Here is a 15160-nt window from a genome sequence, read left to right as displayed (position 1 = left end):
CCGTCACGGCTCCGCCCTGTCACCTCCCCATTCAGGGCAGGAAGATGCCCGTCCCACCGGGGTTTCATCAAATTGAAACATCCGGCAGGATGCCCGGATGACCCCCGACCAGCTTTCCGCCCAAGCCACCGCCATCCTGGCCGACCTGATCGCGATCGACACCACGTCGCGCGAATCGAACCTGGCGCTGATCGAATATGTCGAGCGGCATCTGGATGGGATCGGCGTGACCGGGCGGCGGGTGTTCAATGCCGATGGCCGCAAGGCCAATTTCTACGCCACGGTCGGACCGATGGAGCCGGGCGGCGTCGTCCTGTCGGGGCATAGCGACGTGGTGCCGGTCGACGGCCAGCCCTGGACCAGCGACCCTTGGCGGCTGACCCGGCGCGGGGACCGGCTGCTGGGGCGGGGCACCTGCGACATGAAGGGGTTCCTGGCGCTGTCGCTGGCACTGGCCCCGCATGTCGCGCGGGGGGCCATGACGCGGCCGCTGCACCTGGCGATTTCCTACGATGAGGAGGTGGGCTGCCTGGGCGCGCCATCGATGATCGCCGAGATCGCGCGCGAACTGCCGTCCCCCGCGGCCGTGGTGGTGGGCGAGCCGACCGAGATGGTGGTCGTCAGCGGGCATAAGGGGATCGCGACCTGGAACGTGACGGTGATGGGGCATGAGGCGCATTCCAGCCTGATCCATCTGGGCGCGTCGGCGAACATGGTGGCGGTGCGCCTGATGCAGCAACTGGCCGATCTGGCCGACCGGCTGGCGGAGGAGGGCGATCCGCATGGCCCCTTCTGCCCGCATCACGCCACGCTGACCATCGGCCAGATGAACGGCGGTACGGCGGTCAACATCCTGGCGCGCGAGTGCCGCTTCGCCTTCGACCTGCGCACGCTGCCGGGGCAGGAGCCGGAGGCGATCCTGGCGCCTTTCTTCGCGGCCTGCGAGGCGGCGGATGCGGAACTGCGCGCCCGTTTCCCCGAGGCCGGGGTGCGGGTCGAGCGTCGGTCGCGCACGCCCTCCTTCGCGCCCGAGGCGAATGGCGTGGCGGAGCAACTGGCGCGGCGCTGGGCGGGGGATAACGGCCCGGCACGGGCGGTGCCCTATGCGGCGGAGGCCGGGCAGTTTCAGGGGGCGGGATTCTCGACCGTCATCTGCGGGCCGGGCTCGATCGCGCAAGCGCATCAGCCGGACGAATATATCGAAGTGCAACAGATGGAACGCGGTGCGGCCTTCATGCTGCGGCTGGCAGACGATCTGATCCGGTAACGGATGCGATCGTTACTTGGGTTAATCAGAAATCACGGGGCGACCGAGGCGTTTAAGTTCGCTGCGATCGCCCCATGACTTAACTTGGATTACCAGGGGCGCATCGTCTCGCCGTGAATCAGCGCCAGAATGAACTTCAGCATGGGTTTTCTCCCTCGAAAGCACCCTTTTGAGTGCCGTGATATGGTTAATTCGGCATTAACCATTGTGCAATGGGGAAGCGGCGAACGGGCAAATGCTTGGTTTGGCGGCGCTAACGGGGTTAACGCCTTGTTTAGTCCCCGACCCTAGTGTCGCGGGCGTGAAGAACGGCCCTTCGTCCGCCGCGCCCGACGCGTCCTCGCCCACCATGGTGGCTGCTGCCGCGCAGGCCGAACCCCAATGGCAATCGCTGGCGCTGGTCGGCATCGGGAACTTCACGCTGCTGCGCCGGCGGCTGGGCCGCGCATTGAGCGCCACGCTGGTCGAGGCGATCGCCGAGCGGGTGGTCCGGTGCATTCCCGACACCATCGCCCGGCCGACCGCCCCCGCCCAGGTTGAGGTCATGGTCCGTGCGGCGACTCGCGAGTCGCTGGATTCGCATCTGGTGACCCTCTCTGAAGTGCTGGGGCATCCCTTCGCGCTGCCCGATGGCGAATGTCGCATCGAAGTCGTGCTGGGCGCCGCCGTGGCCGCCGTACCGCATGACGACGATATCCGCCTGCTCGAAGAAGCGGAGCAGGCGTTGGCCGAGGCGCAGGTCGAGGGGCGCATGATCGTGCGCGAAATGGCGGTTCCGACGGGTCGGCTCGACCGTATCGCGCTGGCGCATGAACTGACGAGTGCCATTGCCGAGGATGGCCTGTTCGTCGAGTATCAGCCCAAGGTGCATGTCCGCCAGCAGCGGGTCGCGAGCATCGAGGCGCTACTGCGCTGGCGACACCCCAGCCATGGCCTGATCAGCCCGGTCGAATTCATCCCGGTCGCCGAGGAATCGCGGATCATCGGCCCGCTGACCCTGTGGATCCTGCGTCACGTCATCGCCGACCAGCGTCGCCTGGCGGCGGCGGGCCATCCGCTTCGCATCTTCATCAACATCTCGGGCATGTTGCTGGGCGACCTGCATTTCGTGCGCGAGGCCTGTGCGCTGGTCATCGACAGCGGCGCGTGCATCGGGTTCGAGATCACCGAGACCTCGGTCATCCGCGATCCCGACAGCGCGATGGCCAATCTCCAGGCCTTTGTCGACATGGGCATCGCGGTGGCCATCGACGATTACGGCGCGGGGCTTTCCTCGCTGTCCTATCTGAAGCAGCTTCCGGCTTGCGAACTGAAGATCGACAAGCTGTTCATCACGCAACTGACCAGCAGCAATCGTGACCCCCTGATCGTGCGATCGACGATCGATCTGGCCCATGCGCTGGAGATGGAAGTGGTCGCCGAGGGGGTGGAGACGCCCGCGACACTGGCGCTGCTCAGCGTCATGGGATGCGACATGATCCAGGGATACCTGATCAGTCGTCCGATCGGGCTGGAGGCGCTGATCCAGTTCCTGGACGAACAGGCGTATCAGGCCATGACCGAACTGGCCCGGCCGACTTCGCTGGCCCGGTTGGTGACCCGTGCGCGCGGTTAGGATCGCTCTGGTCATTGCCGGATTGCTGGTGGCAGCGGCGGAAGTCTATGGCCAGAGCACCATAACCGCCTTTCAACCCGCCTTCGACCGGGCGGTCGATACGGCCAAGGCCGAAATGCTGCGCGACCCGGCGCGCGCCATGCAGGAGGCCGAACGGGCGCGTCTGCTGGCGCACGGGATCGGTGATCCCGGCCAGCGATCGCTAGCGCTGGCGACGGCGGACTGGCTGCGCGGCGAGGGGGCCAGCCGGCTCGGGCGGCATGAGGCTGCTAAGGCCGCAATCGCCGGTGCGTTGCGCACGGCGCGGCAAAGAGCACCGCAATCCGATCTTTACGGCAATCTCCTGCTGTCCGCCGGGGGGCTGGATACCGATGGCGGCCGGATCGCCGACGCGCTGAGCATCTATCAGGCCGCCTATCGAATCTTTCAGCATCTGAATGACATGCGCGGACAGGCGCGGGCGTTGGTCCAGATCGCCAACCTCTATCTCGACGCGAAGGACTATGTCTCGGCATTGCGCTATCTCGAGCAGGCGCGCGCCATCTATCGCGGCGACGACGCGCTGCGCATGGTCATCCTGAACAACCGCTCCGTGACGTTGAGCGAGCTGGGCCGGATTGACGATGCCTTGGACCAGCTGCGTGAAGCGGAGAGCCTGGCCCGCAAGATGGACAGCCCGACCCTGCTCGCGCAGGTCTGGCGCAACATTGCGCGCTCGGAATTGCGGCGGGGCCATGTCGGGGCGGGGGAAGGGGCCATCGCACGTGCCCAGGGTGCCGATCCGTCCGACCAGCGCGCGCTGGATGCGATCGCGGCGCAGGCCGCGTTCCAAAGGGGACGGGCCAACGACGCGGAACGACTGGTCGATCGCAGCTTTCAGGGCGTCGATCTCACGGAAACTCTGGCGGCGCAGCGCGACGCGCATGAGAGCGCCTATCGCATCTATCAGGCGGTCGGGCGGACCGCCGATGCGCTGCGCCATTTACAGGCGCTGAAGCGGATCGACGACGAATCGACGCGACTCGCGACCTCGACCAACCTCGCTTTGATGGGCGCGCGGTTCGACTTCGCCAATCAGGAACTGCGCATCGCGCGGATGAAGGCGGCGGACCTGCAGCGCAACATCGCCTTCGAGCGGGCGCAGTTGCGGACCGAGCGGTTCATCCTGATCGGCTCGGTCGCCGGCATCATCGTGGTGCTGGCGCTGCTCGGCATCTGGCTGGTGACGCTGGGCCGCAGCCGCAACCGCATCCGCGCGGCGCATGGCGAGCTGGCCGTGACCAACGACCAGCTGCAAAAGGCGCTGGCGGTGAAGACCGAGTTCCTGGCGACGACCAGCCACGAGATCCGTACCCCCCTGAACGGCATATTGGGCATGACCCAGGTGATGCTGGCCGATGCGGCGCTGGCCAGCGAGCAGCGCGAACGGGTGGAGGTGATGCACGGCGCCGGGCTGACCATGCGTGCGCTGGTCGACGATCTGCTCGACGTCGCCAAGATCGAACATGGCAAGCTGACGCTGGAACATACGCCCTTCGATCTGGCCATGACGATCCGCGACGCCTCTCGCCTGTTCGAGGGGCAGGCGGCGGCCAAGGCGATCGGCTTCGCGGTCGATCTGGACGATTGCCCCTCGACGGTGATGGGCGACCCGGCGCGTATCCGGCAGATCGTGTTCAACCTTCTGTCCAATGCCCTGAAATTCACCAGCACCGGGCAGGTCCGGCTCGTCGCGCGCCGGGATGCAGGCGGCGTGTCGATCAGCGTCACCGACTCGGGCATCGGTATCCCGCCGCACAAGCTTGGGGAGATATTCGAGGCGTTCCGCCAGGCCGACGCCAGCACCACCCGCCAGTTCGGCGGCACCGGGCTGGGGCTGGCGATCTGTCGGCGTCTGGCCCGCGCCATGGGCGGCGACGTGACGGTGGAAAGCGAGCAGGGCCGGGGGTCGTGCTTCATGCTTACCGTGCCGCTGACCGAGGTCGAGCCTGCGGCCCGGCCCGAGCGCCCGCTGGTCCTGATCCTCGACCGCAATCCGATCCGCCGCGCCATGTGGACGCAGTTGTGTGCGCCCCATGCCCAGGTCGTCTTCGCCGCGACCGCCGGGGAGGCCGCGTGTCGGCTGAGCGATGGCGGCATCACGCAGATGCTGATCGACGACAGCGCGATCCGCGATGAGGGTGTCGCCGCCGCACTGGCCCGGATCGTGACCGCCAGCGACCGCCCGATGCCCGTGCGCCTGTTATGGCCGGAAACGGAATCGATGGACGGGAACGAGTTCCTCGATGAAGGATTGGTCGAGATGGTCGTCAAGCCGATCACAGGGGCCGAGCTGATGCGGAAGATGTTCAACACCTCACCGCAAACCGCTGCCCAACCTCTTGTAACGCAAGCGGCATGATCGTTAGGGCGCCAGCATGACCGCGATGACATATGCGATCCGGTGGGACGGGCGAAGGGGACGGGGATGAACGTCCTGTTCATCGAGGACGACCGGATGAACCGCCGCGTCGTGCGCGACATGCTGGATGTCGCGGGCGCGAGCATGGCCGAGGCGGAGAATGCCGAACTCGGCCTGGAGATGATCGACCGAGATCAGTATCACATGATCCTGATCGACCTGCGCATGCCGGGCATGGACGGCATCACCGCTATCCGCCACATCCGCGCGCGCGGCGATGACAAGGGCGAGGTGCCGATCATCGTGGTGACCGCCGACAGCGGCATCGACCTGCGCGAGCGCTGCCTGAGCGCGGGGGCCGATGATGTCATCGTAAAGCCCGTCGCGATGGATCAGCTGTTCGAGGCGATGGGCCGTATCCTGGCAGGGGACCGCGGCGCGATCATCGGCTGATCATTCGCCCGCTTCGGGCTTCGGCTTCAGCGCCTCGGCCAGCGACGCGGTCGCGCTGCCGCGCCGGGCAGGCACGGGCTGCGACGGGTCGGGCGCCCAGCCGGTCAGGAAGACCAGGTTGAACTGTTCGGCCACGCGCCCATCGGGATCGGCCATATCGGCAAAGGCCGCCGCCGCCGCCGCCAGCGCCTCGCGCCCGATCGGACGCCGCTCGGCCAGCAGGTTGCTCGCCCCCATGCCGCGCAGATCGCCCAGCAGCCGCCCGAAATCGCGATAGCGCACCGCCAGCGTTTCGATATCCGCGACCGGCAGGGTGAAGCCCGCGCGCATCAGCAGGTCACCCGCCGAGCGCACATCGACCTGCGGATGGAGTCGCGCGACCGGCCGCTCCGCCTCGGCGACACGCAGCGCGGCACGCAGGCGGGGCAGCGATCCGCCGCCGACGAACGCGCCCAGGAACAGGCCATCGGGGCGCAGCACCCGGCGGATCAGCGCCAGCGCGCCGGGCAGGTCGTCAATCTGGTCGAGCACCCCTGCGCTCACCACCAGGTCGAAGCTGCGATCGGCGAAGGGCAGGCGGTCCTCATCGCCCTGCACGCCCTGCGCGACACGGGCAAAGGCGAAACCGGGGTCCAGCCGCGCCACCCGCGCCCCCGGCGGGGGCAGGAAGCCGCCGTCGAAACAGCCCAGGTCCAATATGTCGTGGAACGGCCGGGTGACGGCATCCAGCCGCTCCGCAAGGCCGTCGAGCATCGCGGCGCGCAGGAAGTCATGCTCGGCGAAATCGGGCTGGGCACGGTCGCGGCGCAGGCGGCGGGCGCGACGGTCGAAGATGGTGGACATGCTCACCCGCGCGCTTGTGCGCGCTCGCGCGATCGGGGACAAGGCAAAGCCGATGGGGGCGCGATCGAAACACCGGCGATTTGCGATGGAGCGGGGCCGGGCCGTGCTCGCCGCCCCGCTCCTGGCGCTGGCGCAATGGGCCTTGCCGCCGCGCTGTCCGGGCTGTGCCGAGCCGGTCGAGGCGGATCATCGCTTCTGCAGCCAGTGCTGGGGGCAGTTGCGGTTCCTGGATACGCAGGGCTGTACGTGTTGCAGAATGCCGCTGGGCGGGCTGACGGGGCGATGCGGGGCATGTTTGGCCGATCCGCCGCGCCATGCGGGTGTCCATGCGGCGGTCGCCTATGGCCCGATCGCGCGCGAACTGCCGATCCGGCTGAAGCATGGCGGGCGGATCGGCGTGGCGGAGACCATGGCGGGGCCGATGGCGCGGCGGATGCCGCCGGGGGCGGAGTTGCTGGTCCCCGTGCCCCTTCACCGATGGCGCTTGTGGCGGCGCGGCTTCAACCAGGCGGTGCTGATCGGCGAAGGCGTGGCCCGGCGCAGCGGCGTGCCGATGGCGCGGCAGGTCCTCCAGCGGGTGCGCGCCACGCCGCTGCTGCGCGGACTGGCCCCGAAGCAGCGGCGCGCGGCGGTGACGGCGGCGTTCCGCGTCACCGATCCGGCGGCGGTGAAGGGGCGGCATGTCGTGCTGGTCGACGATGTCTATACCACCGGTGCGACGGCGGGGGCGTGTGTCCGCGTACTGCTGGCGGCGGGAGCGGCGTCGGTGGCGATCCTGTGCTGGGCGCGGGTCATCGAAGGGGCGGGCGATTGACAAGCGGCGTCCCGCGCCACACCTGAAGGGCATGGCAAAGGTCGAAATCTACACCAAGGCGTTCTGCCCCTATTGCACGCGGGCCAAGGCGCTGCTCGCCTCCAAGGGCGTGGAGCCCCAGGAATATGACATCAGCATGGGCGGCCCCCAGCGCGCCGAGATGATCCAGCGCGCGAACGGTCGCACCACCGTGCCGCAGGTCTTTATCGACGGACAGCATATCGGCGGCTCGGACGATCTGGCGGCGCTGGACAAGCGCGGAGGGCTCGACCCGCTTCTGGCGGCATGACCCGAATCGCGGTGTTGCAGATGACGGCGGGGATCGATCCTGCCGTCAATGCACAGATTCTGGAAGGTGCCATTGCGGAAGCGGCGGCGCGCGGTGCGGCGATGCTGTTCACGCCCGAAATGTCCGGGCTGATCGACCGCGATCGTGTGCGGGCGGCCGCGCATCTGGTCGCCGAGGACGCCGATCCCGTGCTGGCGCGTGTTCGTGCGGCGGCGGCGGCGCATGGCCTTTGGGTCCATCTCGGCTCGCTGGCGGTGCGGGGAGCGGACGGGCGGCTGGCCAATCGCGGCTATGTCATCGACGACCGGGGCGACATTCGTGCCCGCTATGACAAGATGCACCTGTTCGACGTCGACCTGCCCAGCGGCGAAAGCTGGCGCGAATCGGCGTCCTATGCGCCGGGCGAGCAGGCGGTCGTGGTCGATACGCCGGTCGGTCGGCTGGGCCTGGCCATCTGTTACGACCTGCGTTTCCCGGCGCTGTTCGCCGCGCTGACCGGGGCGGGGGCGACGATCCTGTCGGTGCCTGCGGCCTTTACCCGGCCGACCGGCGCGGCGCACTGGCATGTGCTGCTCCGTGCCCGTGCGATCGAGGCGGGGGTGCATCTGGTCGCCGCCGCGCAGACCGGCGAACATCAGGACGGCCGCGCCACCTATGGCCATTCGCTGGTCGTGGGTCCGTGGGGCGAGGTGCTGCTCGACATGGGCGAGGCGGCGGGGCTGGGCTTTGCCGAGATCGATCCGGCGCAGGTCGAATCGGTGCGCGAACGCCTGCCCGCGATCCGCCATCGCCGCACCATTCCGCCGGTGGTGCAGGCGTGATCGTCTTCGACCTGCGCTGTTCGGGCGGCCATGTGTTCGAGGCGTGGTTCGCCTCCTCGACCGCCTATGCCGAACAGCGCGACAAGGCGCTGGTCGAATGCCCGCTGTGCGGCGACCGCAGCATCGAAAAGGCGGTGATGGCGCCGCAGATCGCCGCCAAGGGCAACAGCAAGCCTGACCGGCCCAGTCCGCAGGCCATGAAGGCCGCCCTCGAACATCTCGCCCAGGCGCAGGCGAAGATGCTGGAGACATCCACCTGGGTCGGCGGCGCCTTTGCCGAGAAGGCGCGGGCCATGCATGAGGGCGACGCGCCCGTGGCGCAGATCCATGGTCAGGCCAGCCTGGCCGAGGCCAAGGCGCTGATCGAAGACGGGGTGCCGGTCGCGCCCTTGCCCTTGCCGGTCGTGCCGCCCAAGCTGGCGAACTGACCGACGGTCGTGCCGTCAAACCCCTCTGGACCACGTCACGCACCGCCTGTATCACCCGGCCTGCATGAGGCCCCGTAGCTCAGCAGGATAGAGCATCAGATTCCTAATCTGAGGGCCACTGGTTCGAATCCAGTCGGGGTCACCATGTAGTACCTTGGAAAACCAAGGAAAAAGGGGTCGGAAATTTCCGACCCCTTTTTACGTTCCGACGTTTCCGAGATCGGAATTCCGACTGTTGTCGGATCGCGTAGGGATTCGCGCCACGATGCTTTGCGCCGCTGCCGCCTCGGTGCGGGGCATATAGACCTCCAAAATCTTCTTGATCGTCGCCTGGGTGTGGCCGCTGATCGATCCAATTTGATAGTCGTTGAGGCCAAGCTGCCCGAGGTTGACGATGCAGGTCCGGCGCAGATCGCGGAATTGCAAGGCGTCGAGCCGTTCCGCCAAGTCCATGTTGCCGTCCATGATCGCCACAGCGGCGGCCGCGCGGCGAATATCGAGGAATGTGTGGATAAAATCGCTCTGGCCCCAGCCGGTGCCAGAGCTTTCCTTGACGATAATGTGTTGTGCTTGGACGGTGCCACGGGCCAGCGCTGCCGCGCGATTGGCCGCAATCGTTGCTTCAATTCGGTCGCGCAACTCGCCCTCGATCGGCACGCCGACCCACCGTTTCGTCTTATGCTGTAGCACATAGACGCCCATGACCTTGCCTGCGTCGGGGCCGTGGTTGGATTTTAGGGCGTCGTAGAGTCGTTCGTCATGCCCGAGCTGACGCGGGCTGATCTCGCGCCAGCGCGACCGCTCCAAGGTAATCACGTCCTCTTCGCGCTGGCCGGTATAGGCGGCGATTTCGACCGCCAGATCAATCGAAGCCGCCCCCATGCTGACTGCTGCTTCAGCGAAGGCTTCCAGCGCGTCAGCCTCCCATACTTGGTGGCGCGGCGCTGGCATAGGCAGCCCAAATTCCTGAGCCGGATTTACGATTCCCAACGACTGCTCTTTGATCCACCAGCCCAGTACCTTGCGCAGCGTGGTGAGAAGATGGAATGCAGGTGCATGGCCGGGGCCGTTGAGCGTCGCATGTTCCATCATTGCATCGCGAAGGGCTTTTACGCGCGGCCTGGTGATCCATGCAACGGGTTGGTCACCGGCCCAGTTGTCAAGACGATTTAGTGCAGTCTGGTCAACCTGTTGCGTCTTCACCGACATTGTGGGGAGGATATCGCGACGATAGCAGGTAATGACGTAGCCAAACGTAGTCTTACGATTATAGGGCTGCACATCCTTGGGGCGTGCGCCGCCATCTTTCCAACTGCCGACATCTTCATTTCGCGCCCGTGCGGCGCTGATTGCGGCCGAAAGGTCGGCCGGGAGTGTCATCGTTTTCCAACCTGCCTTGCGCTGGGCAGGGCTCGGCTCCCAGTAATAGCGGAGGCCCCCGGCGGTGTTCTTCTGGGTCAGGCCCGGAATGTTTTCACGGCCGATCTTCATTTTGCCAGCTCGTCACGGATGCCGGTGATGACCAAGCCGATAGCGTGGCGACGGCGCTCCAGAACCTCGCGAACGTCTTGCAGAAGGTTGTCGCTAACCTGGCCGTCGCCAGCCATTTTTTTGTAGAGATTGCGGGAGCTCATGCCGAGGGCCTTGGCGAGAGCTTCGCTACCGACCGCGTCGCCCGCTGCTCGCATGATCGCGGCGCGCTTATCGGATGGGTCGGGCATGGCCCGCTTATGGCCGGTCGTTTCGATGGGGGTTGTCATATCGTCCTTTCTGACGTTGGCCCCGTCCTGCGACAGGGCGCATATTCAATCTGGGTCGTCGATGCGATCAGGTCAATGGTGGAACGGTGGTCCGCCCCACAGTCGTGGGCAATTCAGCAATCACGGCTTCAACGGTTGCAAGCGCCGCCTCGTCGCTGATCCCCTTTTTCTTCGCAGCATTCCAAACTGCAAGACGGACGGTTTCCGTCAGAAACTCCCCCGCGGGGGTGGCGGCTGCATGGACGGTCCGGCCTTTCAGCGCCGACAGCTTGCTATACGCCCGCTCCATCACCGGCGCGCCATGAGGGAAGGTATCCTTGTCGACCTCCCCCGACAGAACGAAGTTGAGCGCGTCCAAGACGCTATCCAACTGCGGTCCGGTCAATGCCTCGCGTTCCTCCCCCGCATCGCCCGCGCGTCTGTCGAGGGCGGCGAGGATGGCGCGAACTTCGGCGCGGCATTGCTCGGCAAAGTCCCACGTCAGGGGAACGGTGCCGTCTCGGCCGCTCAACGTGTCTTGCGGGCCGGTGGGCCAGCGTGTCGGGGGATTAGGTGGCCCTTTGCCGCCGGGGATGCGGTGCAGCCCTAGCGCCTTTGCCCCGATCTCAACGCGCGTATCCACCGCCTCGCGCACAGCATCCGGCGTCTGGGTGGTCATGCGGGGTCTCCCGAATTGGGGGCAGGAAGGGCGGGCGCTTGGGGCGAACCCAGCGCAATGAACCCGCCCCCGGCAATCAGCTTGTCCACGTTCGCTTGAGTGTCGCCGAACAGCATCGCCATGCAGGCCTCAATCAGCCACTCCATGTCACCGTGCATTTTGACGAAGAACGCTTCCCGCTCTTCAGTCCAGTCCATGACGAACGTCTTTTGGGTGCTCTGCCGATAGTGCTCGGTGCCGGGCATGGCGGCGACCCAGTGCATGTTTGGGATCGCGCCCTCTTTCTCTGCCCGCGCCATCTCTCGATCGGAGATATGATAGAGCCCATCGTTGACCCGCCACACCACCTCATGCCGGAGGAAGATCGCGGGCCTGCCGGTAAAGCTGATGCCCTCCAAGCGCCCTTGGGTATAGGTGCCCCGCTCCGGATGGTTCGCGGCGAACTCGACCCGGATCATCTTCACGCGGGCCTCATTCTCCCGACGCCGCTTATACGCGGCCAGCACGCCCTCATAGCCCCGGATGGTGTCATCCATCTTGGGTGCAGAGACATAGCCCGCGCGCCCGTTGTAGCGGCCCTCCAGATAGCCCTCGATCGTGGGCATGTAGCTGGTAACGTGCTCGGGGACGTAGATGTAGAACAACCCGTCGTCGGCTTTGAAGTAGACCTTGCCGATTGTCTCAATGCCGATCAGGTCAGGGCCGGGCACATAGTGCTTAAAGCTCTTGACCTGCTGGCCTTTGCTCTCTCGCTTTCCCATCCTACTTTCCCCCATCGCTGGCGTGAGAGGCGGGGGTGGCGATGCAGTGCGTCGGCTCCCATTCGAGCGCATCTTCCGGCTCAACTGCCCAAAAACGGTCGCCGTGATCGCTTTCCGCATATTGCGACATCGCAGCATTGATGCCGTCCGTGACGATGTAGACTTCCCACAGCACGGCAGTCTCAATCGGCTGCCACCCCTCCCCCTGGAAGGCGAACTGGTCGCGACAACTGGTCAACGCCTTCTCCACCGCCTCACGATCCATCGCGGGCGGGGCGGCGCGGGTGACTTCCTGCCCGGCTGGCGAGGTGACACGCGTGTTCCAAGCGGCAGCCGCCGATGCTTTCGCGTCGGCATCATCACCATCCACAATCTTGACGCTGGGGCCGCAGGCCGTGCAGTCCTCGCATTCGACAAAGCGGGAGGCGGGCTCCGGACTCTGCAAGGTCGCGGAGAAAGACATGCTCACATCGGCCGATCCACAAAACCGACACGGCAGAAGTTCCGGTATTTCAGCCACGGGCGGCCTCCACCACTTTCTTGACCTCGAGGCCGTGGCTGTTGAGTGCGAACATTGGGCCGTTGGGGCCCATCGTCTTGACGGTTAATGCTGGCCGGACCTTCGCGGGCTTCGATAAGCGGATGGCTGTAGGTTCCGCGCATCCAAGGATGCAGGGGGTGGCATCAAGGCCCCGAATCGTGCTGATCTGTCCGGGCGAGAGGCGTGACGAGATTTTCTGGTAGTTCATGCGACTTCCTTTCTAAGAAGGGGTGCGTGCTGGCGGGCCAGCCGGTCGAGCCAGCAGAACAGCGGCTCCAGCTGGGCGACGCGGGCGGTTGCGGCGGGATCTCCGGCCGTGCCGAGCGTCAGATAGTGGTCGAGGACGCCCCAAGCGGTCGCGGCAAGGCGGGGCATGTCAGTCGGCCGGACGAGTTCCCATGCGGGCGTCCCGTCGCGGACCTCGCGCAGCAGCAGGACGATGACCTGCCAGTGGTTGCGCCAGCGCGCCGCGATCGCGGCCGGAATGCCGCCTCTGGCGGATGCGTCGCGCCATGCGGCCGCGCGGTTCAGCATTTCGCGCTCGGCCGCGTGGGCGAGGCGGGTCAGGTCGAGGGGATCACCGCGCTCGTCGAATGCGAAAAGGTGCATCCAGTAGCGCCAGTGGACCGCATCGAGCCGCGTGAGTTTCCGCGTGGCCGTCTCGGCGGTCAGCGGATTGGCAGGGCTGGCGATCCATTTGGGATAGGCATTGCGCCTGGTCGCCAGTTCGCGGCGCAGCTCGCGCACGCGGGCGTCGAAATCATGGGTGTAGGGGGCCGGATCGATGGCATAGCCATGGCCGTCGCGCCGCGCGGCGGCCGCCTCGTCCCGGTGGAAATCGGCGATGATCGCGCGCCAGACGACGATATGATGTTCGGCATCCTCGCGACTCATCAACCGGCGCTCGACATGGCCGGGATAGACGCGGATCCGCTTGTCCAACTCCTCCTCCAGCTCGACCAGCATGGCGCGTCGGTCGACCAGATGGGGCGGGGTCGTTGTGTCGGCCGAGCGCATGGCGAAATCATCGGTGAGCGGCCGGAGCGTCATGCGGGCAGTTCCTCGCGAATGGCGATGGCGAGCAGCCGCATGCGAATGCTGGAATAGGCACGGCCGAGCTGGCGGGCCATGGCCCGGTAGCCTGTTCCGGCGGCTTCCAGCGCCATGAGCTGTTCGTCATCGGCCTGGGTGAAAGCCCGCTGCACGCGGCCGCTTGGACCGACGATCGCGGCGGGCTGGATCGGCACCGCGGTACGGCGCTGATGGGGGGAGATGACGCCGTGGCGCAGGCACTGGTAGTTCACCGCCCCGATCGACACGCCGAGCGTCTTGGCGATCGTCTTGCAGCTTCGCCCAGCCGCGCGCATTTCGAGCGCCCGCTGGATCGCCGCGTCGTCGAGACTGTGGCGCGGCATCAGAACGGCACGTCCTCGTCGAGGTCGATCGCGACCGCTGCGGCAAAGGACGGCCCCGCCCGTCGCACCGCATCGACGATGAACTCCATCGTGTCGAGTTCGCGGATGCGGTTGCGGTCGATGAGGCGAAGCGCCGTCCGATAGATCAGGTGGCTATTGCCGCAATCCCAGCGGTCGACCTCGCTGCGCCGCGCGGTCGCTTGAGAATCCGGATTTTCCCATTCTTCCTCTTCCTCCGGCCGAATGAACCGCATTGGGTGGCCGTTGACCTTGACGATGCAGCCGGGGATCAGGTCGTCATGCGTGGCACTGGTGAAGTAATCGCCGGACCAGCCCGTCATCGTGACGGTTATTCGTCCTTTGGGGCAGTGATCTACCTGAATACGGTCGCCGACCTGCAGAACCTCGCGGGCGCGCTGCGCGGCGATATAAGCGAGGCTGTTCATGCGACGGCGAAGTCCACGAACCCGGGGCGCCCCGCGCGGCCGGGCAGGACATGGGTGGGCTCGAAATCGAGCTGTTCATGGGGGCCGTCGTCGGTGGCATACACCCACATATCGCCGGTCCAGAATGCGGCGGCCTTGTTGCCTTCGCCGTCGCGGACGAGCCACGTCCTGCTGTCCGCGATCCCGCGCGCGAAGCCCGTCGTCGCATCGATCGGCCGATATTGCGAACAAGGCTCGGTGCCGGTTGCCATGGGGCGGTCATCCGCCCCGGCCTTCAACCGTTCGGCGCGATCCATGTTGTCGATCGCGGCCCACAGGAGCGCGGCAGCCTTGACCAGATTGCGCCGGGCGTCACCGCAACGCCAATGCTGCGGCGACCAGGGCCATTCGGCCGGAGCGAGATCTGGATCATAGGACGGCGGACCGTCGACCTGATCATGGGCGGTATCCGCATAGCAGGTTGCCGCGCCGATCAGCTCGGCGGGCGTCTCATAGCGATCGTCGGCGGTTGGCGTGTGGCCGTGCTTGTCGATCTGCTCGATGCGCTCGCCGATGATGTCGCGGAGCGCGTCGCCGATCAGAACCTGCGAGCTGTCAGCCGACAGCGTGTCGTTAGGGCGGGGCATGAAAAGAGCGGACATGGACTAT

19 protein-coding genes and 1 tRNA gene are annotated in these 15160 nt (G+C 66.4%); 9 read left to right on the top strand and 11 right to left on the bottom strand.

Going from position 1 to position 15160, the window contains the following annotated elements:
- Positions 1 to 97: 97 nt before the first annotated feature.
- The 4 genes from argE (at position 98) to SP5_RS07210 (ending at position 5736) form a co-directional block, all read left to right on the top strand.
- Positions 98 to 1267, top strand: a complete 1170-nt coding sequence (gene argE, locus SP5_RS07225) for an acetylornithine deacetylase (RefSeq protein WP_042486184.1) — start codon at positions 98 to 100, stop codon at positions 1265 to 1267.
- A 301-nt stretch (positions 1268 to 1568) separates the two neighbouring features.
- Positions 1569 to 2882: an EAL domain-containing protein gene (locus tag SP5_RS07220; protein ID WP_245613426.1), complete on the top strand. Its 1314-nt coding sequence runs from the start codon at positions 1569 to 1571 to the stop codon at positions 2880 to 2882.
- On the top strand, positions 2869 to 5283 hold the full coding sequence (locus SP5_RS07215; protein ID WP_157013629.1) for an ATP-binding protein: 2415 nt from the start codon (positions 2869 to 2871) through the stop codon (positions 5281 to 5283). The genes SP5_RS07220 and SP5_RS07215 overlap by 14 nt, the downstream gene beginning before the upstream one ends.
- A gap of 66 nt (positions 5284 to 5349) precedes the next feature.
- The gene (locus SP5_RS07210; RefSeq protein ID WP_042486180.1) at positions 5350 to 5736 is read left to right on the top strand and encodes a response regulator; all 387 of its coding nucleotides are present in this window, start codon (positions 5350 to 5352) and stop codon (positions 5734 to 5736) included.
- Here the strand turns inward: SP5_RS07210 and SP5_RS07205 are convergent, their stop codons facing one another.
- Positions 5737 to 6579, bottom strand: coding sequence for a class I SAM-dependent methyltransferase (locus tag SP5_RS07205; RefSeq protein WP_174435521.1), 843 nt, complete (start codon positions 6577 to 6579; stop codon positions 5737 to 5739).
- An 85-nt stretch (positions 6580 to 6664) separates the two neighbouring features.
- On the opposite strand from SP5_RS07205, the gene SP5_RS07200 reads away from it, so the two are divergent.
- The 5 genes from SP5_RS07200 to SP5_RS07180 all read left to right on the top strand — a co-directional run bounded on the left by SP5_RS07200 (position 6665) and on the right by SP5_RS07180 (position 9076).
- On the top strand, positions 6665 to 7393 hold the full coding sequence (locus SP5_RS07200) for a ComF family protein (RefSeq protein ID WP_042486178.1): 729 nt from the start codon (positions 6665 to 6667) through the stop codon (positions 7391 to 7393).
- A 31-nt stretch (positions 7394 to 7424) separates the two neighbouring features.
- Positions 7425 to 7682, top strand: a complete 258-nt coding sequence (grxC, locus tag SP5_RS07195) for a glutaredoxin 3 (RefSeq protein ID WP_042486177.1) — start codon at positions 7425 to 7427, stop codon at positions 7680 to 7682.
- Positions 7679 to 8503 carry a carbon-nitrogen hydrolase family protein gene (locus tag SP5_RS07190; RefSeq protein ID WP_042486175.1) on the top strand — a complete coding sequence of 275 codons (825 nt, stop codon included), beginning with the start codon at positions 7679 to 7681 and terminating at the stop codon, positions 8501 to 8503. Before grxC ends, SP5_RS07190 begins: the two co-directional genes overlap by 4 nt.
- Positions 8500 to 8931: a DUF1178 family protein gene (locus tag SP5_RS07185; RefSeq protein WP_042486173.1), complete on the top strand. Its 432-nt coding sequence runs from the start codon at positions 8500 to 8502 to the stop codon at positions 8929 to 8931. Before SP5_RS07190 ends, SP5_RS07185 begins: the two co-directional genes overlap by 4 nt.
- 68 nt (positions 8932 to 8999) lie before the next feature.
- Positions 9000 to 9076 (top strand) — tRNA-Arg (locus SP5_RS07180).
- Positions 9077 to 9129: 53 nt separating this feature from the next.
- On the opposite strand, the gene SP5_RS07175 is transcribed toward SP5_RS07180, so the two are convergent.
- The 10 genes from SP5_RS07175 to SP5_RS18485 all read right to left on the bottom strand — a co-directional run bounded on the left by SP5_RS07175 (position 9130) and on the right by SP5_RS18485 (position 15153).
- A complete protein-coding gene (locus SP5_RS07175; RefSeq protein ID WP_157013628.1) occupies positions 9130 to 10422 on the bottom strand; it encodes a site-specific integrase in 1293 nt (430 codons plus the stop codon).
- Positions 10419 to 10691 carry a hypothetical protein gene (locus SP5_RS07170; RefSeq protein ID WP_157013627.1) on the bottom strand — a complete coding sequence of 91 codons (273 nt, stop codon included), beginning with the start codon at positions 10689 to 10691 and terminating at the stop codon, positions 10419 to 10421. Before SP5_RS07170 ends, SP5_RS07175 begins: the two co-directional genes overlap by 4 nt.
- Before the next feature lie 67 nt (positions 10692 to 10758).
- Positions 10759 to 11349: a hypothetical protein gene (locus tag SP5_RS07165; protein ID WP_042486167.1), complete on the bottom strand. Its 591-nt coding sequence runs from the start codon at positions 11347 to 11349 to the stop codon at positions 10759 to 10761.
- Positions 11346 to 12110 carry a hypothetical protein gene (locus SP5_RS07160; protein ID WP_042486164.1) on the bottom strand — a complete coding sequence of 255 codons (765 nt, stop codon included), beginning with the start codon at positions 12108 to 12110 and terminating at the stop codon, positions 11346 to 11348. The genes SP5_RS07165 and SP5_RS07160 overlap by 4 nt, the downstream gene beginning before the upstream one ends.
- Before the next feature lies 1 nt (position 12111).
- On the bottom strand, positions 12112 to 12630 hold the full coding sequence (locus tag SP5_RS07155; RefSeq protein WP_157013626.1) for a Lar family restriction alleviation protein: 519 nt from the start codon (positions 12628 to 12630) through the stop codon (positions 12112 to 12114).
- Positions 12623 to 12859: a hypothetical protein gene (locus SP5_RS07150; protein WP_042486159.1), complete on the bottom strand. Its 237-nt coding sequence runs from the start codon at positions 12857 to 12859 to the stop codon at positions 12623 to 12625. Before SP5_RS07150 ends, SP5_RS07155 begins: the two co-directional genes overlap by 8 nt.
- Positions 12856 to 13701: a hypothetical protein gene (locus SP5_RS07145; RefSeq protein WP_042486156.1), complete on the bottom strand. Its 846-nt coding sequence runs from the start codon at positions 13699 to 13701 to the stop codon at positions 12856 to 12858. Before SP5_RS07145 ends, SP5_RS07150 begins: the two co-directional genes overlap by 4 nt.
- Entirely contained in the window at positions 13698 to 14066 is a 369-nt protein-coding gene (locus tag SP5_RS07140; RefSeq protein WP_042486153.1) for a hypothetical protein, read from the bottom strand. The genes SP5_RS07145 and SP5_RS07140 overlap by 4 nt, the downstream gene beginning before the upstream one ends.
- Positions 14066 to 14512 (bottom strand): hypothetical protein, encoded by a 447-nt coding sequence (locus tag SP5_RS07135; protein ID WP_042486150.1) that lies wholly within the window; start codon positions 14510 to 14512, stop codon positions 14066 to 14068. The genes SP5_RS07140 and SP5_RS07135 overlap by 1 nt, the downstream gene beginning before the upstream one ends.
- The gene (locus SP5_RS18485; RefSeq protein ID WP_157013625.1) at positions 14509 to 15153 is read right to left on the bottom strand and encodes a hypothetical protein; all 645 of its coding nucleotides are present in this window, start codon (positions 15151 to 15153) and stop codon (positions 14509 to 14511) included. The genes SP5_RS07135 and SP5_RS18485 overlap by 4 nt, the downstream gene beginning before the upstream one ends.
- Positions 15154 to 15160 lie beyond the last annotated feature (7 nt).

Origin of the sequence: Sphingomonas parapaucimobilis NBRC 15100, from assembly GCF_000787715.1 — a bacterium.
Classification (GTDB): domain Bacteria; phylum Pseudomonadota; class Alphaproteobacteria; order Sphingomonadales; family Sphingomonadaceae; genus Sphingomonas; species Sphingomonas parapaucimobilis.
This window is presented reverse-complemented; position numbering and strand designations above follow the sequence as displayed.